Consider the following 23,120-nt stretch of genomic DNA (forward strand, 5'->3'; position numbering starts at 1 on the left):
CCTAGGCCGGACGTCTCCGAGGGAGCCGGGCGGGGGCCCGGGCACGGCATGATGGTCAGGCCATGGAAACCCCGACCCCCCGCGCCGCGCCGTCCACCGCGAGCGGCCTGCTCCTCATCGACAAGCGCGGGGAGTGGACGAGCCACGACCTCGTCGCCCGCACGCGCCGCCTCGCCGGCACCCGCAAGGTCGGGCACGCGGGCACGCTCGACCCGATGGCGACCGGCCTCATGATCCTCGGCGTCAACAGCTCCACTCGCCTGCTCACCTACCTCGTCGGCCTCGACAAGGAGTACCTGGCGACGATCCGCCTCGGCCGCGCCACCACCACGGACGACCGGGAGGGCGAGGTCGTCTCGCGCGCCGAGCCCGGGCGCATCCGCGACCTCGCCGTCGCCGACGTGGAGCGCGCCATCGCGGACCTCCGCGGCACCATCTCGCAGGTGCCGAGCGCCGTCAGTGCCATCAAGGTCGACGGCGAGCGCGCCTACGCCCGCGTCCGCGCCGGCGAGGAGGTCGAGCTCGCCGCGCGCGAGGTCACCGTCTCCGCGTTCGACGTGCTGCGCTTCGACGCGGTCGAGGCCGAGGAGGACGGCGCGCAGCTCGACCTCTCCGTGCGGATCACCTGCTCCTCCGGCACCTACGTGCGCGCCCTCGCTCGGGACCTCGGCCGCGCGCTCGGCGTCGGCGGCCACCTCACGGCGCTCCGCCGCACGCGCGTGGGTCCCTTCCACGTGGACGACGCCGTCGCGATCGACGACATGGTGGTCGCCGACCGGCTGATCCCGCCGGCGGACGCCGCCGCGCGCCTCTTCGACGTGCTGCACCTCACCGACCAGGAGGCCGTCGACCTCGGGCACGGCAAGAAGCTCACGACGCCCGACGAGGCGCCCACGGAGGATCCGCTCGCCGCGGTCGCGCCCGACGGCCGGCTCGTGGGGCTGGTCGGCTTCCGCGGCCGCACGGGCACGTCCATCGTCAACTTCCCCGCCGACGAGGCGGGCGCCTCGTGATCGTCGGGTTCACGGTCGCGCAGATCGCCGTCGCGGTGGTCGCCGGCGTGCTGTGCCTCGTGCTCGGCGCCCTGGGACGCAAGCCCAGCGACCTCTCCATGGGCCCGACCGCGCTCGTCGAGGTGCTCCTCGTGGGCCAGCTCGTGGTCGCGATCGTCGCGCCCGCGGTCGGCAACCCGCCCTCCGGTAGCCTGATCGAGTACTACGCGTACCTGCTGAGCGGGCTGCTGATCCCGCCGCTCGCCATGTTCTGGGCGCTCGTGGAGCGCACGCGCTGGAGCACCGTGATTCTCGGGGCGTCGTGCCTCGCCATCGCGATCATGGTCTACCGCATGGACGTCATCTGGAACGTTCAGTCCGCGTGATCGCCCTCTCCCTCGGGTAGGGGATAATCGCAGGTGCCATGACTGACTCCCGTACCTCGCGCATGACCGGTCTCGGACGGGTCCTGGTCTTCTTCTACGGGCTGCTGGCCCTCGCCGCGACGGGCCGCTCGGTCACGCAGATCCTCATCAAGTTCGACGAGGCACCCGTCGCGTACGCGCTGTCCGCGCTCGCCGCCGTCGTCTACATCGTCGCGACGGTCGCGCTCGTCGCCCCCGCGCGCACCCCGGCGGCCGCGCGCCGCTGGTACCGGATCGCGTTCGCCACGATCGCGTTCGAGCTCGTCGGCGTGCTGGTCGTCGGCACGCTGAGCCTCGTCGACTCCCAGCTCTTCCCGCACGACAGCGTGTGGTCGGTCTACGGCTACGGCTACGTGTTCATCCCGCTCGTGCTGCCGGTGCTCGGCCTCTGGTGGCTCCGCCGCGGAGGCCGCTCGCGCGTGAGCGCCGTCGACGAGCGCCCCGTGCGCGGGGACCGCTGACCGTGCTCGTCGTCCACGACCCGGCCGGCGTGCCGGGCGGCTTCGGGCCGAGCGCCGTCACCATCGGCAAGTTCGACGGCGTGCACGCGGGCCACCGCGCGGTGATCCGGCGCCTCCTCGGCATCGCGGCCGACGAGGGCCTGTCCTCGGCCGTCGTCACGTTCGACCGCCACCCGGCCGCGCTCCTCGCGCCCGCCGCGCGCCCGCAGAGCCTCGTGAGCAACCGGCAGAAGATCGAGCTGCTCGCCGAGCTCGGCGTCGACGCGACCCTCATGCTCCCGTTCGACGAGCGCCTCCAGCGCCTCAGCCCGGAGGAGTTCGCCCGCACGGTGCTGGTCGACGCCCTCCGCGCCCGCGTCGTGCTCGTGGGCGAGGACTTCCGCTTCGGCGCGCAGGGCGCGGGCGACGCCGCCACGCTCACGCGCCTGGGCGAGGCCCACGGCTTCCGCACGGTCGTCGTCGGGGACGTCATGCCCGACGGCAGCCGCAAGGTCTCCTCCACGTGGATCCGCGACCTCATGGACCGCGGCGACGTCGAGGCCGCCGCCGAGCTGCTCGGCCGCGCCCCCGCCGTCCGCGGCCTCGTCGTGCACGGCGAGAAGCGCGGCCGCGAGCTCGGCTTCCCCACCGCGAACCTGTCGCCCGAGGCCGAGGGCCTCATCCCCGCCGACGGCGTCTACGCGGGCTGGCTGCGCGACGGCGACCGCACCTACCCGTCCGCCATCTCGGTCGGCACCAACCCGACCTTCGCGGGCGTCCGGCCGCGCGTCGTCGAGGCGTTCGTGCTCGACGAGACGCTCGACCTCTACGACCACGAGGTCGAGGTCGTGTTCGTCGCCCGGATCCGCGGCATGGTCGCCTACGAGGGGCGCGAGCCGCTCATCGCGCAGATGACGGACGACGTGGTGCGCACCCGCGCGGTGCTCGGCTCTTAGGCCTCGCCGGCCGTCCCATCCTCGGGTGTGCCCGTCGCGGCGCCCTGGGGGCGGGGCGTGCGGCCGAAGAGGTACATGATCAGCGTGGACGCGGTCGCCTCGATCGCGGGACCGTGGCCGACGCTCCAGCCGGCGTCGGACGCGCGCAGCGTGCGCGCCCGCAGCACCCCGCGGATCTGTGCGGGCGCGATCGCGGCGCGCGCCACCGCGACGGCCCCCGTCGCGCGGTCGTCGAGGCGGAGGTCGGCCTTGAGCGCGTGCGCGATGTCGAACGCGTGCACGACCACCTCGAGCAGCTCGGGGAGGCGCTTGCGGCCCTTCCCGGCGCGCTTCTCCGCGGCGATGGCGCGGATCCGGGCGACCAGGTCCTCGGGGGAGCGGGCGGCCTCGTCGGCGCTGAGGTCGTCCATCACGTGCATGGGGTTGAGGTGGGGCCTGCGGCGCATCGACCCCACGGCCGTGCGCACCATGGCGGCGTTGCTCGCGCCGACGCGCCAGACGATGTGGCCGGCGACGTCGCGCACGGTCCAGCCGTCGCACATGCTCGCGGCCTCCCACCCGTCGGCGTCGAGGGACGCGAGGAGGTCGGCGGTGCGGTCGAGCACGTCGGCGATCTCGTCGCTCCAGACACCCGTGACCTTCGCCTCGGGCTGGGACGCGCGCTGGCTGAGGGGCAGGTGCCGGGAGATCTCGCTCATGTCCGAGAGCCTATTCCGGCCGCCGTAGGATCTGGTGGTGACGACGATTCCCGCAGCTCCCCGCGCGGGTGCCCTCCTCGCCCTGGTCGGCATCGTGCTGGTCGCCCTCAACCTCCGGACGGCCGTCGCCGTCTTCTCGCCGATCGTCGACCAGATCGGCCGCGACGTGCCGCTCGACAGCGTCTCGATCGGCGTCCTCGGCGCGCTGCCGCCCGTGTGCTTCGCGCTCTTCGGCCTGCTCGCGCCCGCGATCTCGCGCCGCCTCGGCCTCGAGCTCACCGTGGTGGTGGGCCTCGTCGCGATGGTCGTCGGGCACCTGCTGCGCGCCTCATCCGACGCGGTGGTCGTCTTCGGCGTCGGAACGGTCCTGTCGCTCGCGGGCATGGGCCTCGGCAACGTGCTCCTGCCGCCGCTCGTGAAGAAGTACTTCCCCGGGCGGATCGGACCGCTCACCTCGCTCACCACCGTGATGCTGTCGATCAGCACGGGCGTGCCCTCGCTGGTCGCGGCGCCGCTGGCCGACAGCGCGGGCTGGCGCGTCGCGATCGGCGCGTGGGCCGCGGTCGCCGTCGTCGCGCTCGTGCCGTGGGTGGCGCTCCTCGTCCAGCACTGCCGCGACACCCGGCGCGAGCGCGCCGCCGCGGCCGCCCTCGACCAGGTGGAGGAGGCGCCCGCCGCCGTCACGGGCCGCGTGTTCCGCTCGCCGGTCGCGTGGGCGCTCGTGGGGATCCAGGCCGCCTCGTCCTTCAACGCGTACGCGATGTTCGCGTGGCTGCCCGCTCTCCTGCAGGACACCGCGGGGCAGACGCCCGTCGCGTCGGGCGCGCTGCTCGCCGTGTTCGGGTTCATGGGGCTGCCGGCCGCCATCATCATGCCGCTGCTCGCGGCGCGCATGAAGAACGTCGGCATCCTGATCCAGGTCGGCGTGCTCTTCTTCGTCGTCGGCTACGTCGGCCTCCTGGTGGCGCCCGCCGCCGCGCCGCTGCTCTGGGTGGCGGCCGCCGGATCCGGCCCGCTGCTGTTCCCGCTGGTCTTCGTGCTCATCAACCTGCGCACCCGCACGCACGGGGGAGTGGTCGCGCTCAGCGGCTTCGTGCAGGGCATCGGCTACTCGATCGGCGCGATCGGCCCGCTCATGTTCGGCGTGCTGCACGAGGCGACCGGCGGCTGGACCGCGCCGCTGCTCATGCTGTTCGTCATGGTCGCGGTGGCGTCCGCGTCCGGCTTCTACCTCGCCCGGCCGCGCATGCTCGAGGACACCTGGGACCGCGCGCCCCGCGAGGCCGTCCGCGAGCGCTGACCCGCTCCGGCGGCGAGCTCAGAAGCTCGGCACCATCTCCCGGCGGTGCACGAGCGCACCGGCGCCGATGATCGGGCCGTCGGAGGAGAGGCCGGAGGGCACGACGCGCGTCTTGGTGACGAAGCCGAACTGCTCGCGGAGGGCGATGGGCTCGCGGATCATGTCGAAGAGGTCGGGCGTGACGCGGCTGAACCCGCCGCTGATCGCGACGACGTCGAGGTCGACGAGCGAGCTGGCCGAGGCGATGGCGCGGCCGATCGCGAGGCCCGCGCGCCGCACGGCCGCGACCGCGATGTCGTCGCCCGCCCGGTAGCCGGCGGCGAGGTCCTCGCCGGTGGATCCCGTCCACCCCTGCGCGCGCGCCCACGCGACGCTCCTAGGTCCCGACGCGATGGCCTCGACGCACCCCCGCCCGCCGCAGGTGCAGGGGTCGTCGAACCCGGCGACCTCGACGTGGCCGATGTGGCCGGCGTTGCCGGTGGAGCCCGCCGCGGTGCGGCCTCCGAGCACGAGCCCGCCGCCGATGCCGGTGGAGACGATCATGCCCATCACGTGGTCGTGGCCGCGGCCGGCGCCGACCCAGTGCTCGGCGAGCGTGATGGCGAGGCCGTCCATCTGGAGCGTCGTGGGGACGTCGGGCGTGAGCTCGGCGACGCGGTCGCGCAGCGGGTAGTCGCGCCACGCGGCGACGTTGAGCGGCGAGACGAGGCCGTGCGGCACGTCGACGGGGCCGGCCGCCGCGAGCCCGGTGCCGACGAGCTCGGCGTCGTCGGGCAGGGCGGCGAGGGCCCGCCGGGCGACCCCGAGCACGGCGTCGAGCAGCTCGTCCGCGGATCGCTCCGATCCCGTGGGACCGCGGAAGCGGCTGCCCTCGAGCACGCGCCCCGCGTCGTCCACGAGCGCGGACTCGACCTTGGTGCCGCCGAAGTCGACGGCGAGCGCGAGCGTGCGAGGCATCTTCGTCCTGTCCCGGCCCCGGATCCGCCCGTCGACCGGCGTCCAGGATACGGGCGGCCCCGCGGGCGCCCGCGAGACGCGCGGCCCGCTGCGCGCATCGCCTCACGCGTACCATGCCCTGCCAGCTGTGTGGAATTCACGGACCGGACCGGGGGTCCGCACCTAGGCTCGTCACGTGGATCCCGATCGCACCCCCGGACAGGCCCTCCGCGAGGCGTCCGACCCGCGCGCGGAGAGCGCCACGCCCTCCCGCCGCGGGGGCGCCCCCGCCCTCGAGCACACCGACGCGGCCGAGGCGCGCCTCGCCTCGCGCGAGCTCGACGAGGGCATGCCCGACTCCGCCGGCCTCGACGACGACCGGGACGACGACACGGGCCCCGACCGCACCCGGTTCCCCGCCCTGCCCGGCGCCTTCCTCTCCGAGGCCCGAGAGTCCACCGTCTTCCTCCCGTACGAGTTCGTCTTCCGCCGGCTCATCGACCTGCCGCCGCTCATCGTGTGGGACGCGGTCTCCGACGCCGACATGGTCTCCGGCTGGCTCGCCGAGGCGTCCATCGAGCAGGGGGACGGCGGCGAGTTCTGGTTCGAGTGGATGACCGCGCCCGACCGCAGCCTCGCCTCCGCGTCCGGCGGCGTGGTCACGCGCTTCGAGGAGGGCCGGGCCATCGACTACACGTTCGTGCACGAGGGCGAGGTCTCGGCCCGCTTCCTCATCCGCCTCCACGAGGTGCCCGGCGGCCCGCGCGACCGGCAGACGGAGATCGGCGTCACGGTCTCCGGCTTCCTCCCGACCGGCATCGCGAACGTGCTGAAGGCCAGCTGGCGCCTGCACCTCGACCTGCTCGAGCAGCTCGTGCACGGCAGCCCGGTGGACTGGGCGACGTGCGAGGCCGAGCACGGCGCCACCTGGCGCCGGTACCTCGCCGAGCTCGAGTCCGCCGAGGGCTGATCCGCGGGCCGATCCGAGGGTGGGGACGCAGGCGTCGCCCACCCGCTGTCCCGGCTCCTGGGAGCCGCTTGCCAGGCTGATTGCCTAGCGTGAGGGAATGACATCGCCGAGCGCCGCCTCCCGTCTCGCCCTCGTGACCGGAGCGACGGGCTACATCGGCGGTCGGCTCGTACCCCGCCTCCTCGAGGCCGGCTTCCGGGTGCGCGTCCTCGTGCGCGATCCGCGCCGACTCACCGACGTCCCCTGGCGCGACGACGTCGAGGTGGTGCGCGGCGACCTCGCCGACGCCGCCACGCTCGCCCCCGCGGTCGACGGCGTCGACGTCCTCTACTACCTCGTGCACGGCATGGGATCCAAGGGGGACTTCGCGTCCTCGGAGCGGGCCTCCGCCGAGCACGTCGCGACGGCCGCGAAGGCCGCGGGCGTGGGACGCATCGTGTACCTGGGCGGTCTGCACCCCGACACCCCGGAGCTCTCGAAGCACCTCGCGAGCCGCAAGGCCGTCGGCGACGTGCTCCTCGCGAGCGGCGTGCCGACCATCGCGCTGCAGGCGGGCGTGGTCATCGGATCCGGCTCCACGTCGTTCGAGATGATCCGCCACCTCACCGAGGTGCTGCCCTTCATGCCCGCGCCCGGCTGGGTGCGCAACTTCATCCAGCCCATCGCGATCCGCGACGTCCTCTACTACCTCGTCGCCGCGGCCGACCTGCCCGACGACCTCAACCGCACCTTCGACATCGGCGGCCCCGACGTCCTCCGCTACGGCCAGATGATGAACGGCTACGCGGTCGAGGCCGGCCTGCCGCAGCGGCCCATCGCCTCCATCCCGGTCTTCGCTCCGCGCCTCGCCGCGCACTGGGTCAACGTCGTCACGCCCATCCCGCGCACGCTGGCCGTGCCGATCATCGAGTCGCTGCAGTACGACTGCGTGATGGGCGAGCACGACATCTCGCAGTACATCCCCGACCCCGATGGCGGCCTCACCGGCTACCGCCGCTCCGTGCGGCTCGCGCTCGGCCGCATGCGCGACGGCGTCGTCGAGACCAGTTGGAAGGACTCCGCCGTGGTCGGCGCGCCCAGCGACCTGCTGCCGAGCGACCCCGAGTGGTCGGGCCACACCGTCTACCTCGACCTCAAGGAGCGCGCGACCGACGCCGCGCCCGAGGACCTCTGGGCCGTGATCGAGTCGATCGGCGGCGACAACGGCTGGTACTCGCTGCCGGTCGCCTGGGCCGCCCGCGGCTGGATGGACAAGCTCGTCGGCGGCGTGGGCCTCCGCCGCGGCCGCCGCAGCGCGACCACCCTGCAGACGGGCGACGCGCTCGACTTCTGGCGCGTCGAGCACATCGAGCGCGGATCCGCCCTCCGACTGCGCGCCGAGATGAAGCTGCCCGGCGAGGCCTGGCTCGAGCTCAGCTCCACGCCCCGCGAGGGCGGCGGCAGCGACTACCGGCAGCGCGCGATCTTCTTCCCGTCGGGCCTCGCGGGCCGGCTCTACTGGTTCTCGATCCTGCCCTTCCACGGCCTGATCTTCACGTCGATGGCCACCCGCATCACCGCGAAGGCGCTCGCCGCGACGAAGCGCCGCGAGGCCGAGCGCGCCCCCGAGGGGGCCGCACGGTGAGCCGGCGGATCGGGGCCCCTCGCGTCGGCCTGATCCTCCTGACCCTCGTGGGCATCGCCCTCGCGTCGGCCGGCCTCGCGACCGCCGTGACGATGAGCGTGTCCGCGCCCGTGCAGGCGCGCGCCGACCTCGCGATCATCTCGGGCGACGGATCGGCCGCCGCCCGGATGCCGTCGGACTCGACGACGCCCGACCCCGCGGCTTCCGAGGCGTGGAAGCCCGTGCCGGTGGACGCGGCCGACGACCGCAGCATCACCGACCTCACCGACGGCGCCGCGTCGCGCGTCACGATCGACGTACTCGGCATCCCCCTGAACCCCGGGCAGGCGGGCGCCCTGGTCGCCGCGATCCTGTCCCTCCCGCTCCTCATCGCCGTCGCCGTGCTCGTGCTCTCCCCGCGCCGAAGCCGCTGGTGGAGGCGGGTCTCCCGCCGGTAGCACGGCCGCGGCGGGCGCCGATCTGGTGACTTCCCGCGGAGCGGGGACCATGATGGGCACGACGAGAGGCGGATCCATGGCACCGCGCACGCGCACGACCGTCCTGCTGGGCGACAGCCTCACCGGGGACGGCGGCTGGGGCGCCATCGTCCCCGCTCCCGACGGCGACGACGCGGAGGCGCGGATCGTGGACCTCGGCCGGGCCGGCCAGACCACCGACGACGTGCTCGCGCTCCTGCCTGACGCGGTGGCCGCGGATCCCGCCACCGTCGTGGTGTCCTGCGGCACCCACGACCTCGGCGCCGCGCGCCGCGGTCCGGAGGCGACCGTCCGCGCGCTGGAGACGATCCTCGCGCACCTCCGACGCGACCTGCCTGCGGCCCGGATCGTCGTGCTCTCCGTGCCGCCCCGCGGTCGCGAGCACGCCGAGCGGATCCGCGTCGTCAACGTGCACATCCGCCAGTACGCTCCTGCGGTCCGCGCCGAGCACGTGGACCTGTGGCCCGCCCTCGGCTTCGGCGACGGCGAGCTCGCCCCCACGCTCACGGACGACCGGCTGCACCTGAACGACGACGGGGCCCAGGCGGTCCGCGCGGTGCTCGCGCCCGTGCTCGCCGCGCGGGACGACGCGGACGACGCGGTCGATCCGGCCCGGCCCTAGCCGTCCGACGCGTCGGGTGCGGGGGAGCGCAGCGCGCCCACGCCCGCGAGGATCACGCCGAGCTTGCGCCGCCACCAGTCGCGCGGCGTCGCGGCGGATCCCGTCGACACCTCGCCGGAGAACCGGGCGGTGACGCGGTCCATCGTGCCGAGGGCGTCGCGCTGCGCCTCCTCCTCGCGCGCGTGCAGCGCGTCGGGGGCGCCCGAGGAGTGCGCGGGTCCGTCGCGATGGGACGCGTGGGCGGCCGCGGCCGCCGCGGCGTCGGCGTCGGCTGCGTGGTCGGCGACGATCCCCTCGGCGGCCAGGGCCAGCAGCCCGCGCCCCACGGCGGCCGGCAGCGTGGCGTCCACGATGGGCGACGACGACGCGGGCCGGTCGCCCGCGCCGACGCCCGCCGCCAGCACGCGCTCCCACCCGACGTAGGACTCCACGCCGATGTCGAGGACCAGCACGGCCTCCGCCTCCGCGAAGCCCATGCGGGTGAGGTCGCGGATCGCCCCGGTGAAGCGCAGGACGACCTGGTCGGGGGCCGTGTCGAGGTGGTGGATCGCGCTGGCGAGGCCCGGGTGCCGGTCGTACATGTCCCAGATCCGCTCGACGGCCTGCTCGAGGTAGGTGCGCCACGAGGTGTCGTCGGGCGCCGTGAGCCGGGCGCCGTGAGCCGGGCGGCGGGAGCGTCGGGGACGGTCGGCCAGTCCATGCGCGCGATGGCGGTGTCGCACGCGAGCAGGACGATGTCGTCGCGGCTGGCAACGTGGCGGTACAGCGTCGAGTGGTCGACGCCCAGGCGGTGCGCGAGGGAGGTGAGGGTGAGCGTGCTCAGGCCGCCCTCGAGGGCCGCCTCGGCGATGAGCCTCCGCGAGACGCGCGCGGGCCTCCCGACCCGACCGGCTCGCCGCTCCATGCGCTCGATCCTACCGTGACGACGCCAGGGATTTGGGTGCAAAGGATCCTGCCGCGCGCCGCGCTCGGCGGCGGGAGAGCCGGCCGTCGCGGCCCCGTCGCCCGGCGTCGGGACGCGCCGCGGCTAGCGTGGGAGCATGCCCGACACCCGCACCCCCTTCTCCGAGCTCGACGAGTTCATCGCCCTCCCGCGCCTCGGCGGCCTCGTGCTCTCGCCCGACGGACGCCGCGCGGTGCTCACCGTCACGACCCTCGACGCCGCCAGGACCGGCTACCGCCACGCCCTCTGGGTCGTGCCCGCGGCCGGCGGCGGCGTGCCGCAGCGCCTCACGCGCTCGGCGAAGAGCGAGGCGGGCGCGGCCTTCACTGCGACCGGCGACCTCCTCTTCGTCTCCTCCCGCCCCGACGCCGACGACGCCGACGGGAAGGAGGCCGCGCAGCTGTGGATCCTCCCGACCGCCGGCGGCGAGGCACGCGCGCTGACCCGGCTGGCCGGCGGGGTGGACGGCATCGCGGCCGTCGCGCGCGACGCCGCCACCGTGATCCTGCGGGCGCCGCTGCTGCCCGGATCCGCCTCGCTCGAGGCCGACGCCGTGGCACGGAAGGACCGGTCGGACCTCCAGGTGAACGCGGTCCTGCACGAGAGCTACCCGGTGCGGTACTGGGACCACGACCTCGGCCCCGACGAGCCGCACCTGTTCGCGCTCGACCTCGCGGGCGCGCTCGTCGAGGAGCCCGCCCGGCCCACGACCGCGGACGCGGCGCCCGCGCTCGCCGCCGAGGCCGCGACCGAGGACGGCGGATCCGCGGCCGCCGCGCCCGCCGCCACCGCGCAGCCGTACCCGACCTCCCTGCCGCGCCCGCGCGACCTCACCCCGCGGCCCGGCCGCAGCCTCGACCACGCGGCCGCCGCGCTCGCGCCGGACGGCCGCACGCTCGTCGTCGCGGTCGGCGTGAAGGAGCGCCGCGGCGACCGCCAGGCGCTCGTGTCGATCGACGTCGCCACCGGGGAGCGCACGACGCTCCTCGACGTGCCCGGCGTCGACCTCGAGATGCCCGCCATCAGCCCCGACGGCGCGCTGCTCGCCTACATGCGCACCGACCGCGCGACCCCGGCCGCGCCCACGCAGCAGGAGATCTGGGTGTCCGCGCTCGACGGATCCGACGCCCGCCGCGTCGCCGCCGACTGGGACCGCTGGCCGTCGTCGCTGCGGTTCGACGCGGACTCGCAGGCGCTCGTCGTCACGGCCGACCAGGACGGCCGCGGGCCCGTCTTCCGCATCGGCCTCGACGACGCCGTCACGCAGCTCACGACGGACGACCACTCCTCCACCGACGTGCAGGTCGACCGCGAGACCGGCGACGTGCTCGCGCTCCGCTCCTCGTGGATGGCGCCCGCGCACCCCGTGCGCGTGTCGGTGGCGGACGGATCCGTCACGGAGCTCGCGACGCCCGCGCCCGTCCCCGCGACCACCGGCACCATGACGGAGGTGGAGACGACGGCCGCCGACGGCGCGCGCGTGCGCGGCTGGCTGCTGCTGCCGGAGGGCGCGTCGGCCGAGGCGCCCGCGCCGCTGCTGCTGTGGATCCACGGCGGCCCGCTCAACAGCTGGAACGCGTGGAGCTGGCGCTGGACGCCGCAGGTGATGGTGGCGCGCGGCTACGCGGTGCTGCTGCCGGATCCCGCGCTCAGCACCGGCTACGGGCTCGACTTCATCGCGCGCGGCTGGGACGCGTGGGGTGAGGCGCCCTACACCGACCTCATGTCGATCACCGACGCCGTCGAGGCGCGGGCCGACGTCGACGAGACGCGCACGGCCGCGATGGGCGGATCCTTCGGCGGCTACATGGCGAACTGGGTCGCGGGCCACACCGACCGCTTCCGCGCGATCGTCAGCCACGCGAGCCTGTGGGCGCTCGACCAGTTCGGGCCGACCACCGACTCGTCGCAGTACTGCCAGAGCATCTTCTCGGCCGAGGGGCTCGACCGGAACTCGCCGCACCACTCCGTGCGCGACATCGTGACGCCCATGCTCGTGATCCACGGCGACCGCGACTACCGCGTGCCGATCGGCGAGAGCCTGCGCCTCTGGTCGGAGCTCGCGGAGCACCACGCCTCCGACGACGGCACGACGCCGCACCGGTTCCTCGTGTTCCCGGACGAGAACCACTGGGTGCTGAAGCCGCAGCAGTCGGTGGTCTGGTACCGGACGGTGCTCGCCTTCCTCGACCAGCACGTGCGCGGTGCGGAGTGGGAGCGGCCCGCGGTGCTCGGCTAGGTCGCCCGCTCCGGCCCGGAGTCGCCTCGCATCCGGCCGGAGTCCGGCGCGGGCGCGCCTCAGGCCTCGTCGCGGTAGACCACCCGGCGCTCGCCGGCGCGGACGGCCGCGGCGAGGCGGTTGCCGGCGGGCGGGAGCGGGCAGTTCATCCAGTCGGAGAAGCCGCACGGCGGGACGACGGCGCGCGTGAAGTCGAGGGTCACGGGTCCGTCGCCGTCCGGGCGGGGGAGGAAGAGGAAGCGGCTGGGGGCGTAGCTCTCGCGGCCCGTGGTGGCGTCGGCGAAGACGAGCTGGAGGCGGTCGCTGTCGGCGAAGGCGCTGAGGCGCACCTCCTCGCCCTCGATCTCGACCACGATGTCGCCGGGCACGGGCAGCTCGCGCGTGCGGCCGGCGTCGGCGATGTGCTCGAACGGGATCACGCGGTCGTCGTCGACGCGCTCGAAGCGGCCCTCGAGGATCCACTCGGGCGCGTACGGGTAGACCTCGATGTCCTCGAACGCGCGGTTCTTCGGGCTCGCCGAGTCCCAGAGCCGGTAGCCGTGCTCGGGCTCGCCAGTGTCGAGCGAGACGCGCTCGATGCGGGTGAGCTGCACGGTGTCGGGCTGGCCCTCGAGCGCCTCGAGGTCGCTGACCTCCCGGCCGGGCTCGAGCCACGTCGTCTGGATGAGCGCGAGGCTGCCGAACGGGCTCGTCACGGCGGCGAGGCGGGCGCGGTGCCAGGCCTCGTACTCAGCGAGCGCATCCGCGGCGATGTCGGCGTCGGATGCGGCGGGGCGGGCGGGGGTCTCTCGCGTGTCGGTCACCCCGGGGCAACGCGCGGGGCGTCCGGCGGCATTCCCGGCCCGCCCGCCGTACCCGCTGCGGATGCCGCTTGGAGGCGCCGGGTATTGACTGGATGCACCGACGGAAAGGACGCACCCATGGCACGCACGGTCGCCGATCAGCTCATCGCCCAGCTCATCGAGGCGGGGGTGAGCCGCATCTACGGCGTCGTCGGCGACAGCCTCAACCCGGTCGTCGACGCGGTGCGGCGCACGGGCGGCAGCCGCACGGGCGGCATCGACTGGATCCACGTGCGGCACGAGGAGGCCGGCGCGTTCGCGGCGTCCGCCGAGGCGCAGCTCACCGGCAAGCTCGCGGTGTGCGCCGGATCCTGCGGCCCCGGCCACCTGCACCTCATCAACGGCCTCTACGACGCGCACCGCTCCGGCGCGCCCGTGCTCGCCATCGCGAGCCACATCACCACGAACCAGATCGGCTCCGGCTACTTCCAGGAGACCCACCCCGACCGCCTCTTCGTCGAGTGCTCGCACTACACGGAGATGATCTCGACCGCCGTCCAGGCGCCGCGCGTCGTCGACCAGGCGATGCGGCACTCCCTCGCGCTCGGCGGCGTCAGCGTCATCACGCTGCCGGGCGACGTGGCCGAGTTCGAGGCGGAGGGCGAGGCGCCCGCGTTCTCGCTCCCGCGCCGCCCCGCGATCGTGCCGGCCGAGGAGGACGTGCGCGCGCTCGCCGCCGCCATCGACGACGCGAAGAGCGTCGCGATCTTCGCGGGCCGGGGCGCGGGATCCGCGCACGCCGAGCTCATGGAGCTGGCCGACAGGATCGCGGCGCCGGTCGGCCACTCGCTGCGCGGCAAGGACGTGATCCAGCAGGACAACCCGTTCGACGTCGGCATGACCGGCCTCATCGGCTACGGCGCGGCGGCCGCCGGCATCTCGGGCGCCGACCTGCTGATCCTCATCGGCACCGACTTCCCCTACGACCAGTTCCTGCCCGGCAAGGAGGTGCGGACCGCGCAGATCGACATCGCGCCCGAGCGCCTCGGCCGCCGCACCGACGTCGACATCGCGATCCACGGCGACGCGCTCTCCACGATCCGCGCGGTGCTGCCGCTCGTCGAGCGGAAGACGGACCGGCGCTTCCTCGAGAAGCTGCTGAAGGAGCAGGACAGGAAGGTCGAGCAGGTCGTCGGCGCGTACACGTCGAAGGCGGAGAAGCTCAAGCCGATCCATCCGGAGTACGCCGCCAGCATCCTCGACGAGGTCGCGGGCGACGACACGGTCTTCACGAGCGACACCGGCATGTGCAACGTGTGGACCGCGCGGTACCTCACCCCGAACGGGCGCCGGCGGATGATCGGGTCGCTCGTGCACGGGTCCATGGCCAACGCGCTGCCGCAGGCGATCGGCGCGCAGGTCGCGTACCCCGAGCGGCAGGTCGTGTCGGTCTCGGGCGACGGCGGGCTGTCGATGCTGATGGGCGAGCTCGTCACGGTCGCGGCGTACGGCCTGCCCGTGAAGGTCGTCGTGTTCAACAACTCGACGCTCGGCCTCGTGAAGGTGGAGATGCTCGTCGACGGGATCCCCGACTTCGGGGTCGACGTGCCCATGGTCGACTACGCCGCGGTGGCCGCCGCCCTCGGGATCCACTCCCAGCGCGTCGAGGACCCGGCCGACATCCGCGCTGCCCTCGAGGCCGCGTTCGCGCACGACGGGCCCGCGCTCGTCGACCTCGTGACCGACCCGATGGCGCTCTCGATCCCGCCGGAGATCACGGCCGCGCAGGTGAAGGGCTTCGCGCTCTCGATGTCGAAGATCGTGATGAACGGCGGCGTCGGCGAGGCCGTGAAGCTCGCCCGATCGAACCTGCGGAACATCCCGCGCCCGTGAGCGGTTCCGCTGACGTCCCCCACCCGTCCCATCACGAGGAGAACCCATGTCCCAGCCCGTCGTCGTCACCGCCGTCTTCACGCCCGTCGAGGGCAAGCACGACGAGGCGGTCGCCGCCCTGTCCCGCGGCATCGCCGAGGTGCACGAGGAGGAGGGCTGCGAGGTCTACGCGATCCACGACGCCCCCGACGGCACCATCGTGATGCTCGAGAAGTGGGCGTCCGTCGAGGACCTCGACGCGCACGGAACGGGCGAGGCGGTCGCCCGCATGGGCGCGTCGCTCGCCGGCCTCATCACGGGGCCCGCCGTCGTCACGCGGCTCACGCCGATCCCGGCCGGCTCCGAGCTGCAGGGCGCGCTCTAAGCACCGGGGGATCGACGGCGCGGGCGGGTCCCGCATCCGGCAGGGTGACTGCATGCCCTCGATCGGAACCCGCCGCCGCGTCATGCACCTGCTGCCGGTCGCGTTCGCGGTCGCCGTGGTCGTGCTCATCGGGGGGACGATCGGCGCGACGCCGTCCCTCGAGCGCGCCGGCCTCCTCGACGTCCCGCCCTCGCCGCAGCGCTACGCCGACATGGCCGTGGACCTCATGGTCGACGGGCTCCAGGCGGATCCCGCCCGTGTCGCGGAGGTCCGGGCGCAGGTGGACGCGCAGGCGGCCCGGGCGCGCACCTACGCGGGCACGTACCCGGCGCTCTCCGGGGCCGCGAAGGAGCTGGGCGGCGAGCACAGCTCGTTCCTCGAACCCGCCGAGGCTGCGGCGGACTTCGGCGACAGCCCTCCCGTCTCGGCCGCGGCCGAGCCGCGGCCCACGGTCACGACGGCCGACGGGATCACGACCATCGTCGTCCCCGCGCTGCTGGGCGGGGACGAGGCGTCCCGTCAGCGCTACGTCGACGCGGGCGCCCAGGCGCTCGTGGCCGCCGTGCCCGCGACGACCCGCGGCTGGGTCGTGGACCTCCGGGGGAACCACGGCGGCGACATCTGGCCCATGCTCGCCGCGGTCTCGCCGCTGCTCGACGAGGGGCAGGTGATGTCGTTCGACGACGCGGACGGCTCGGTGCCCGTCACCGTCGCGGGCGGTGCCGTCGCCCAGGGCGGCGAGGTCATGGCGATGAGCGCCGCGGGCCGGGTGCCCGCGGGCCTGCCGATCGCCGTCGTCACCGACGGCATGACGGTGAGCTCCGGCGAGGCGGTCGCGATCGCGTTCGTCGGGCAGGACGGCGTCCGCTCGTTCGGGCAGCCCACCTACGGCTTCAGCACCGGGAACGCGCCGCGGACCTTGCCCGACGGCGCGATCGTGAACCTCACGGTCACGGTCGACGCCGACCGCACGGGGAAGCGCTACGGCGTGCCCGTCGCCCCGGACGTCATGGTCGACGATGCCGGGATCACGGCCGCCGTCGACGAGTGGTTCGACGCGCCGCGGTGACCGTGCCGTCGGCTGACGGGGAGCCGGGACGGGATGCGAGCCACCACCGTTCGCGCGGCCCGTGGTGCGACGACGGGCCCGTCCCTATGCTCGGCACATGAGCGACGTCGTCACCGAGGAGCCCGCCGACACGAGCCAGGGGCTGCTCCCGGCGCCGGTCCTGCTGCTCCTCGGCATCGTCGTGATCCCCCTGGGGCTGAGCTGGGCGTGCAACAGCTGGTCATCGCCGGGGCCCGCCGACTACATCCGCATGGCCTTCGCGTCGGTCGTGGGCCTCACGGTGTCCGTCGCGACCGTGCTCGTCCTGTTCCTCGACCGCGCGATCCACGGGGCGCCGCCGCGGACGGTGCGGAGGTTCGCGCTGCTCGCGTCGGTCGTCGTCCTGTGGTCGATCCAGGGCATCGTGACCGTGGCGGGGAACCTCACGAGCCCGCTGGAGCGGATCGGCTGACGCCCGAGCCCGAGCCCGAGGGCGCCTCAGCCGACCTCGACCAGCGTGATCCCCTTCGAGCGGTCGCCCGACGCGAGCGCCTCGAGCGCGGCGGGGGCCTCGTCGAGCGGGATGCGGTGCTCGATGAGCAGCTCCGGGCGGAGCGCGCCCGAGGCGACCATCTCCATCAGCCCGGCGTAGTCGTGCGCGGGCATGCCGTGGCTGCCGTGCAGGCTGAGCTCCTGGCTGATGACGAACGGCACGGGCACCGTCGGCTCGCTCGCGAACAGGCCGATCTGCACCTGGCGGCCCGTCGGCGCGAGCGCCAGCAGGCTGATCCGGAGGGTCGACTCGCGGCCGAGCGCCTCGACCGAGACCTGCACGCCGTCGGGGGAGACCGCGTGGATCGCGTCGAGCACGTCGAGCTCGGAGAGGTCGGACGAGTCGATCGTGTACTCCGCGCCGAGCTCGGAGGCGCGCGCGAGGGCGGCCGGGTCGACATCCACCGCGATGACCTCCGCGCCGACCGCGACCCCGATCATCACGGCGCTGAGGCCCACGCCGCCGCAGCCGATGACGAGGAGGCGCTCGCCGCGCCGGATCCGCGCCCGGTGCACGAGCCCGCGGAAGGCGGTGGCGAAGCGGCAGCCGAGGAGCGCCGCCGCGCCCGCGTCGAGCTCGTCGGGCACGGGGATGAGGTTCACGTCCGCGTCGTGCAGCGCGACGAGCTCGGCGAACGATCCCCAGTGCGTGAAGCCCGGCTGCGTCTGGTCGCGGCACACCTGGCCGTTGCCGGCGCGGCACTCGGCGCAGCGGCCGCATGCGCAGACGAACGGGACCGTGACGCGGTCGCCGACGTGGAAGCGCGTGACCTCGGGGCCGACCTGGTGGATCCGCCCGACCAGCTCGTGTCCCGGCACCTGCGGGAGCTCGATGCCGTCGTCGTGGCCGAGCCAGCCGTGCGCGTCGCTGCGGCACACGCCCGTGGCCTCGACGCGGACGATGACGCCGGCGGGGGAGGGCACGGGATCCGGCAGGTCGCGGACGACCGGGGTCTGGCCGAACTCCTCGTAGACGACGGCGCGCATGGGGGCTCCTCGGGGTCGGGGCGGCACGGGCTCGTCCACGGTATCCGAGCGCCGGGTCATCCCAACGCGGGCGGGTCGTCGTGGGCCCGCCCCGCGACACGGCCCGCTCCCGGCGCGCGCTGGCAGACTGTCGAGGTGACCCGCACCCCCGCCGCCCCCGCCTTCACCCGCCCATCGCTCGCGCCCGGGCTCCTCGGCGCCATCGTGCTGCTGGCCGGGTTCGCGGTGATCGACGGCGACCTCTTCACGGTCGTACGGTTCGCGGTCGCGATCCTCGCGCTCATCATGATCGTGTTCTCGGTGCGCGCCCGCAGCTGGTGGAGCGCCGCGCTGCTCGCGGCCGTCGCCGTGATGTGGAACCCGGTCCTCGTGATCCCCGTCGAGGCCGTCACGTGGCAGTCGCTGCAGTACGTGGCCGCGATCGTGTTCATCGCCGCGGGCATCCTCGTGAAGGTGCCCGTGGAGGACGCGCCTACGCCGGGCCGACCCCGAACGCGCGCTCCTCGGTGAGGCCGCGCCGGAGGTAGGCGACGATCTCGTCGAGCGAGCGGCGGGCGAGAGCGGGGTCCGCCGCCGGGTAGGCGAGCCAGCCCTGGTCGGCGCGCGGGATCCGGATGAGCCGCGCCTTCATCCCCGCCGCCTTGAGCGCCGCGACGCCCTCGACCACGTGGTCGATGCGCGCATCCGCGGCGCCGACGTGCACGAGCGCGTCGGGGAGCCGGTCGCGGCCGTGGCCCTGGCGGTCGGCGGATCCTTCGCTCGGCACGTCGCCGGACGGGCTCACGAGCACGAGCCGCAGGACGGCGGGGCCGTCGGCGTCGCGGGCGAGCGCGGTGATGCGCAGCGCGCGGTCGGCGCCGGGGCCGTCGCCGAGGATCCCGAGCCGCTCCGGCGTGCCGTTCCAGCCCGCCGCGTGCGACGCGATCCACGACAGGCCCGCGAGCGCCTGCGCATCGTCGTCGGGCGCCATCGTCACGACCACCGCGCGGAGGTCCTTCGCGAGCGTGGACGGCAGCCAGTCGCCGTCGTGCCGGGCGAGGACGACGAGCACGGGGGATCCGGTGGCCGAGCGGTCGTGGCCGGGCGGCGTCCACACGGCGATGTCGAGGGGGAGGCCCTGCTCGCCGGCGGAGCGCCGGACGACGCGCGTGCCCGCGGCGGGCGCGCCGCGCATGGACCGCGCGAGCGCGGGGACGTGTCGGATCGCGAGGCCGAGCAGCCGGCGGCGCGGCGTGACGCGGGCGGCCTCGGTGCGCGTCGCCATCAGCCGCGGTCCGCGGGGGCGGCGTCGGCCGATCCGGGCACGGGCGTCCCGGAGACCGCGGCGCGCGCCTCGGACGGGCGCGTCGCGCGTCCGCCGCGCGGCACCGCGCCGTGGCCCTCGGGCACGCGCTCGCCCTCGCGGACCGGGCCGGGAGGGGTGCCGTCGCCGAACGGACGGCCGCCGAGCTCCTCGCGCCCGTGCGGCTCGAGCCAGCCCCAGGTCTCAGGACCTGTGGGCACGACGCGGGTCGGGTTGATGTCGGTGTGCGTCAGGTAGTAGTGCTGCTTGATCTGCACGAAGTCGATGGTGTCGCCGAAGCCGGGCGTCTGGAACAGGTCCCGAGCGTACGCCCAGAGCACGGGCATCTCGTCGAGCTTCTGCCGGTTGCACTTGAAGTGGCCGTGGTACACGGCGTCGAAGCGGGCGAGCGTCGTGAACAGGCGCACGTCGGCCTCGGTGATCGTGTCGCCCACGAGGTAGCGCTGCGTGGCGAGCCGGTCGCTCAGCCAGTCGAGGCGGGAGAAGAGGCGGTCGTAGGCCTTCTCGTACGCCTCCTGGGATCCGGCGAACCCGCAGCGGTACACGCCGTTGTTCACGTCGCGGAAGACGAGGTCGGCGACCTCGTCGATCTCGGCCCGCAGCGCGACGGGGTAGAGGTCGGGCGCGCCCTCGCGGTGGTGCTCGGTCCACTCGGTGGAGAGGTCGAGCGTGATCTGGGGGTAGTCGTTCGTGACGACCTGGCCGGAGGGGATGTCGACGAGCGCCGGCACCGTGATCCCGCGCGGGTAGTCGGGGAAGCGCGCGAAGAACGACTCCTGCAGGTGCTCCGTGCCGAGCACCGGGTCGCGTCCGTCGGGGTCGAGGTCGAAGGTCCAGCTGCGGGCGTCGTGCGTGGGGCCGGGGAGGCCCAGCGAGATCGCGTCCTCGAGGCCGAGCAGGCGCCGCACGATCACGGAGCGGTTCGCCCACGGGCAGGCGCGCGCCGCGACGAGGCGGTAGCGGCCGGCCTCGACGGGCCAGCCCTGCGAGCCGTCGCGGAGGATCCGGTCCTCGATGTAGTTCGTGTCGCGGGTGAACTCACCCTCCTCGACGTAGCGGCCGGGAGCGCCCGCCTCGTTGCTGCCTGCGGGGGTCGCCTGATCCGTCATGCATCCACCCTAGGCCGGGGTCGCCGCGCCCGACCGGCCGCGGGCGCCGAGCGGCTCCCGCGTACCGTAAACTCCTCCATGTGCCCGTCCTCCCCGAGGCGGCCGGGCGCAGGCGGCGGACCCACGTCCCACCCCCGACCCGGATCCCCGGTTGCTCGAGGCAGGTCCCCTCGCCACCGTCCGACCGCACGCGTCACCGTGCGCGACGGGCGCGAAGTCCTTCCGATCCGGGAGCGCAGGTAGCGCCTGGCCCCGGCAGTGAACAAGGAGTTGCATGGCTCGCACCGGCCAGCGGCGGTCCTCCGCCCGCACGCGCACGATCGACAACGAGGGGCTCATCCCCGTACTGGCGCGTGCCGTGCGCGAGATCGAGCAGGCCGCCCAGCGCGGCAAGCTCAAGCCCGTCAACCGCACGAAGTTCCAGGTCATCGCCGTGCTGATGCGCGAGGAGCGCACGCACGCGAAGGACCCGGCCACGCCGCTCAGCGACCCCGAGCGCGCTGAGACGCTCAAGCGCCTCGACGGCATCGCGAGCATCCTGGCCCGCACGGCCGCGCGCGACACCTCGGTGCTGCCGCTGCTGGATCCCGACGCCAAGCTCTCCGAGACGGCCCGCGCCATGCGCAAGCACATGCTGTTCGACGGCGGCGTCGAGATGGTCGTGGAGGAGGAGCCGGAGCCCGAGCCCGAGGATCCCGCGCTCGCCAAGCTGCACGAGCGCCAGGTCGTGCCGCCGTCGGTCAAGGCCCGCGTGCTCGCGAACCCGTTCCTCGAGCCCGACCTCGACCGGCCCGCGCCCGCCGCGCCGCCCACGCGCCTGCTGGCGAACTGGGAGCTGCTCGGCCCGCTGTTCAAGTCGTTCGAGTACGGCGCCGGCGGCGGCATCGCGAGCATGGACCTGCCCGAGAGCCCGCGCATCGACCGCCTGTCGCCGCAGAACCTCGAGCTCATGCGCCACCAGGCGCGCTTCCTCGAGAGCGTGCGCCTCGGCCACCGCGAGTTCCTGCTCGCCGACGAGCCCGGCCTCGGCAAGACCGCGCAGGCGCTGCTCGCCGCCTCCGTCGCGGACGCGTACCCGCTGCTCGTCGTCGTCCCGAACGTCGTGAAGATGAACTGGAAGCGCGAGGTGGAGCGCTGGACGCCGCACCGCCGCGCCACCGTGATCCACGGCGACGGGCTGGGGCTCGATGCCTTCGCCGACGTCGTCATCGTCAACTACGAGGTGCTCGACCGGCACATCGGCTGGCTGCGCACGCTCGGCTTCCGCGGCATGGTCGTCGACGAGGCGCACTTCATCAAGAACCTGCAGTCGCAGCGCTCGAAGTTCGTGCTCGCGCTCGCCGAGAGCATCCGGCAGCGACAGTCGAACCCGCTGCTCATGGCGCTCACGGGCACGCCGCTCATCAACGACATCGACGACTTCCGCGCCATCTGGCAGTTCCTCGGCTGGATCGACGGCGACAAGCCCACGTCGCGCCTCATGGCCGAGCTGGAGGAGGCGGGCCTGACGCCCGCCGACCCCGGCTTCTTCGCCGAGGCCCGGCGCGCGGTCATCGACCTCGGCATCGTGCGTCGCCGCAAGATCGACGTGGCGACCGACCTGCCGTCCAAGCGCATCGCGGACCTCCCGGTCGAGCTCGACGACGACCTGGGCCGCTCCATCCGCCAGGCCGAGCGCGAGCTCGCGGCGCGTCTCGTCAAGCGCTTCACGGCGCTCGTCGGCGCGCGCGGCACCACGGTCGCCGATGTCATGGACGGACCGGCGTCCGAGCGGGCGAGCCTCGTGCGGCTCGTGGCGCAGTCCGAGCTCGACGAGGCCAAGGCGCAGAAGACCGGCGAGAACGTGTTCACCATGGTCCGCCGCATCGGCCAGGCGAAGGCCGTGCTCGCGGCCGACTACGCCGCCCAGCTCGCGCGCTCCGTGGGCAAGGTCGTGTTCTTCGCGAAGCACGTCGACGTGATGGACCAGGCCGAGGCCACGTTCGCCAAGCGGGAGCTGAAGAGCGTGTCGATCCGCGGCGACCAGTCGCCGGCCGCGCGCCAGAACGCGATCGACTCCTTCCAGAACGACCCCGAGGTCAAGGTCGTGGTCTGCTCGCTCACCGCGGCGGGCGTCGGCCTCAACCTGCAGGCCGCGTCGAACGTGGTGCTCGCGGAGCTCAGCTGGACGAGCGCGGAGCAGACGCAGGCCATCGACCGCGTGCACCGCATCGGCCAGGAGGAGCCCGTCACCGCGTGGCGGATCATCGCGGCGCAGACGATCGACGCGAAGATCGCGGAGCTCATCGACAGCAAGGCGGGCCTCGCGGCGCGCGCGCTCGACGGCGAGGACTTCGACGAGGCCGGATCCACGTCCGTGCAGCTCGACGCCCTGTCGCACCTGCTCGAGGAGGCGCTCGCCGCGGGCTGATCCGCGATCCGCTCCACGGCGACGCCCCCGCGGCCTGCTGGTCGCGGGGGC

Annotated in this window: 23 protein-coding genes; 16 read left to right on the plus strand and 7 right to left on the minus strand. The window is 74.3% G+C overall.

The window, feature by feature from the left end:
• Positions 1 to 62 precede the first annotated feature (62 nt).
• From truB to B5P21_RS06250, 4 genes are read left to right on the plus strand one after another with little or no spacing between them, the layout of a single operon-like run.
• Positions 63 to 1,013 (plus strand): tRNA pseudouridine(55) synthase TruB, encoded by a 951-nt coding sequence (truB, locus tag B5P21_RS06235; protein WP_045528660.1) that lies wholly within the window; start codon positions 63 to 65, stop codon positions 1,011 to 1,013.
• Positions 1,010 to 1,378, plus strand: coding sequence for a hypothetical protein (locus B5P21_RS06240; RefSeq protein ID WP_045528658.1), 369 nt, complete (start codon positions 1,010 to 1,012; stop codon positions 1,376 to 1,378). Before truB ends, B5P21_RS06240 begins: the two co-directional genes overlap by 4 nt.
• Positions 1,379 to 1,416: 38 nt before the next feature.
• On the plus strand, positions 1,417 to 1,878 hold the full coding sequence (locus tag B5P21_RS06245; RefSeq protein WP_045528656.1) for a hypothetical protein: 462 nt from the start codon (positions 1,417 to 1,419) through the stop codon (positions 1,876 to 1,878).
• A gap of 2 nt (positions 1,879 to 1,880) precedes the next feature.
• Positions 1,881 to 2,813, plus strand: coding sequence for a bifunctional riboflavin kinase/FAD synthetase (locus tag B5P21_RS06250; RefSeq protein ID WP_094170924.1), 933 nt, complete (start codon positions 1,881 to 1,883; stop codon positions 2,811 to 2,813).
• Here B5P21_RS06250 and B5P21_RS06255 read toward each other — a convergent pair.
• Positions 2,810 to 3,511 (minus strand): maleylpyruvate isomerase family mycothiol-dependent enzyme, encoded by a 702-nt coding sequence (locus B5P21_RS06255; protein ID WP_045528653.1) that lies wholly within the window; start codon positions 3,509 to 3,511, stop codon positions 2,810 to 2,812. The genes B5P21_RS06250 and B5P21_RS06255 overlap by 4 nt on opposite strands.
• A 37-nt stretch (positions 3,512 to 3,548) precedes the next feature.
• Here B5P21_RS06255 and B5P21_RS06260 point away from each other — a divergent pair, with 37 nt between their 5' ends.
• A complete protein-coding gene (locus B5P21_RS06260) occupies positions 3,549 to 4,811 on the plus strand; it encodes an MFS transporter (protein ID WP_236688677.1) in 1,263 nt (420 codons plus the stop codon).
• Between the two features lie 18 nt (positions 4,812 to 4,829).
• On the opposite strand, the gene B5P21_RS06265 is transcribed toward B5P21_RS06260, so the two are convergent.
• Positions 4,830 to 5,768, minus strand: a complete 939-nt coding sequence (locus B5P21_RS06265; RefSeq protein ID WP_094170925.1) for an ROK family protein — start codon at positions 5,766 to 5,768, stop codon at positions 4,830 to 4,832.
• Positions 5,769 to 5,943: 175 nt separating this feature from the next.
• On the opposite strand from B5P21_RS06265, the gene B5P21_RS06270 reads away from it, so the two are divergent.
• From B5P21_RS06270 to B5P21_RS06285, 4 genes are all read left to right on the plus strand, one after another.
• On the plus strand, positions 5,944 to 6,717 hold the full coding sequence (locus B5P21_RS06270) for an SRPBCC family protein (protein ID WP_045528647.1): 774 nt from the start codon (positions 5,944 to 5,946) through the stop codon (positions 6,715 to 6,717).
• Positions 6,718 to 6,814: 97 nt separating this feature from the next.
• The gene (locus B5P21_RS06275; protein ID WP_094170926.1) at positions 6,815 to 8,341 is read left to right on the plus strand and encodes an SDR family oxidoreductase; all 1,527 of its coding nucleotides are present in this window, start codon (positions 6,815 to 6,817) and stop codon (positions 8,339 to 8,341) included.
• Positions 8,338 to 8,778: a hypothetical protein gene (locus B5P21_RS06280; RefSeq protein ID WP_045528644.1), complete on the plus strand. Its 441-nt coding sequence runs from the start codon at positions 8,338 to 8,340 to the stop codon at positions 8,776 to 8,778. Before B5P21_RS06275 ends, B5P21_RS06280 begins: the two co-directional genes overlap by 4 nt.
• A 76-nt stretch (positions 8,779 to 8,854) precedes the next feature.
• The gene (locus B5P21_RS06285; RefSeq protein WP_246865253.1) at positions 8,855 to 9,439 is read left to right on the plus strand and encodes a GDSL-type esterase/lipase family protein; all 585 of its coding nucleotides are present in this window, start codon (positions 8,855 to 8,857) and stop codon (positions 9,437 to 9,439) included.
• Here the strand turns inward: B5P21_RS06285 and B5P21_RS06290 are convergent.
• On the minus strand, positions 9,436 to 10,161 hold the full coding sequence (locus B5P21_RS06290; RefSeq protein ID WP_246865254.1) for a TetR family transcriptional regulator: 726 nt from the start codon (positions 10,159 to 10,161) through the stop codon (positions 9,436 to 9,438). The two genes, B5P21_RS06285 and B5P21_RS06290, sit on opposite strands and share 4 nt — an antisense overlap.
• 318 nt (positions 10,162 to 10,479) lie before the next feature.
• Between B5P21_RS06290 and B5P21_RS06295 the strand changes: the two genes are divergently transcribed.
• On the plus strand, positions 10,480 to 12,621 hold the full coding sequence (locus tag B5P21_RS06295) for a S9 family peptidase (protein WP_094170928.1): 2,142 nt from the start codon (positions 10,480 to 10,482) through the stop codon (positions 12,619 to 12,621).
• 59 nt (positions 12,622 to 12,680) lie between these two features.
• Here the strand turns inward: B5P21_RS06295 and B5P21_RS06300 are convergent, their stop codons facing one another.
• A complete protein-coding gene (locus B5P21_RS06300) occupies positions 12,681 to 13,424 on the minus strand; it encodes a DUF1684 domain-containing protein (RefSeq protein ID WP_045528637.1) in 744 nt (247 codons plus the stop codon).
• Positions 13,425 to 13,541: 117 nt separating this feature from the next.
• Here B5P21_RS06300 and B5P21_RS06305 point away from each other — a divergent pair, with 117 nt between their 5' ends.
• From B5P21_RS06305 to B5P21_RS06320, 4 genes are all read left to right on the plus strand, one after another.
• On the plus strand, positions 13,542 to 15,296 hold the full coding sequence (locus B5P21_RS06305; protein WP_094170929.1) for a pyruvate dehydrogenase: 1,755 nt from the start codon (positions 13,542 to 13,544) through the stop codon (positions 15,294 to 15,296).
• A gap of 46 nt (positions 15,297 to 15,342) precedes the next feature.
• Positions 15,343 to 15,660, plus strand: a complete 318-nt coding sequence (locus tag B5P21_RS06310) for a putative quinol monooxygenase (protein ID WP_045528633.1) — start codon at positions 15,343 to 15,345, stop codon at positions 15,658 to 15,660.
• A 52-nt stretch (positions 15,661 to 15,712) separates the two neighbouring features.
• Entirely contained in the window at positions 15,713 to 16,729 is a 1,017-nt protein-coding gene (locus B5P21_RS06315; protein WP_052663214.1) for a S41 family peptidase, read from the plus strand.
• Between the two features lie 97 nt (positions 16,730 to 16,826).
• Positions 16,827 to 17,180: a hypothetical protein gene (locus B5P21_RS06320; protein WP_045528631.1), complete on the plus strand. Its 354-nt coding sequence runs from the start codon at positions 16,827 to 16,829 to the stop codon at positions 17,178 to 17,180.
• A 26-nt stretch (positions 17,181 to 17,206) separates the two neighbouring features.
• On the opposite strand, the gene B5P21_RS06325 is transcribed toward B5P21_RS06320, so the two are convergent.
• Positions 17,207 to 18,247: a zinc-dependent alcohol dehydrogenase family protein gene (locus tag B5P21_RS06325; RefSeq protein WP_045528629.1), complete on the minus strand. Its 1,041-nt coding sequence runs from the start codon at positions 18,245 to 18,247 to the stop codon at positions 17,207 to 17,209.
• Positions 18,248 to 18,382: 135 nt separating this feature from the next.
• Here B5P21_RS06325 and B5P21_RS06330 point away from each other — a divergent pair, with 135 nt between their 5' ends.
• Complete coding sequence (locus tag B5P21_RS06330; protein ID WP_045528627.1) at positions 18,383 to 18,757, plus strand: DUF6804 family protein; 375 nt, start codon at positions 18,383 to 18,385, stop codon at positions 18,755 to 18,757.
• Here the strand turns inward: B5P21_RS06330 and B5P21_RS06335 are convergent.
• Positions 18,720 to 19,511, minus strand: a complete 792-nt coding sequence (locus B5P21_RS06335; protein WP_045528625.1) for an alpha/beta hydrolase — start codon at positions 19,509 to 19,511, stop codon at positions 18,720 to 18,722. The genes B5P21_RS06330 and B5P21_RS06335 overlap by 38 nt on opposite strands.
• Complete coding sequence (locus B5P21_RS06340; RefSeq protein ID WP_094170930.1) at positions 19,511 to 20,659, minus strand: glutathione S-transferase family protein; 1,149 nt, start codon at positions 20,657 to 20,659, stop codon at positions 19,511 to 19,513. The genes B5P21_RS06335 and B5P21_RS06340 overlap by 1 nt, the downstream gene beginning before the upstream one ends.
• Before the next feature lie 274 nt (positions 20,660 to 20,933).
• Here B5P21_RS06340 and B5P21_RS06345 point away from each other — a divergent pair, with 274 nt between their 5' ends.
• Entirely contained in the window at positions 20,934 to 23,069 is a 2,136-nt protein-coding gene (locus B5P21_RS06345; RefSeq protein WP_045528623.1) for a DEAD/DEAH box helicase, read from the plus strand.
• The last annotated feature ends 51 nt before the right edge of the window (positions 23,070 to 23,120 follow it).

The organism is Clavibacter michiganensis subsp. insidiosus (assembly GCF_002240565.1).
Taxonomy (GTDB): domain Bacteria; phylum Actinomycetota; class Actinomycetes; order Actinomycetales; family Microbacteriaceae; genus Clavibacter; species Clavibacter insidiosus.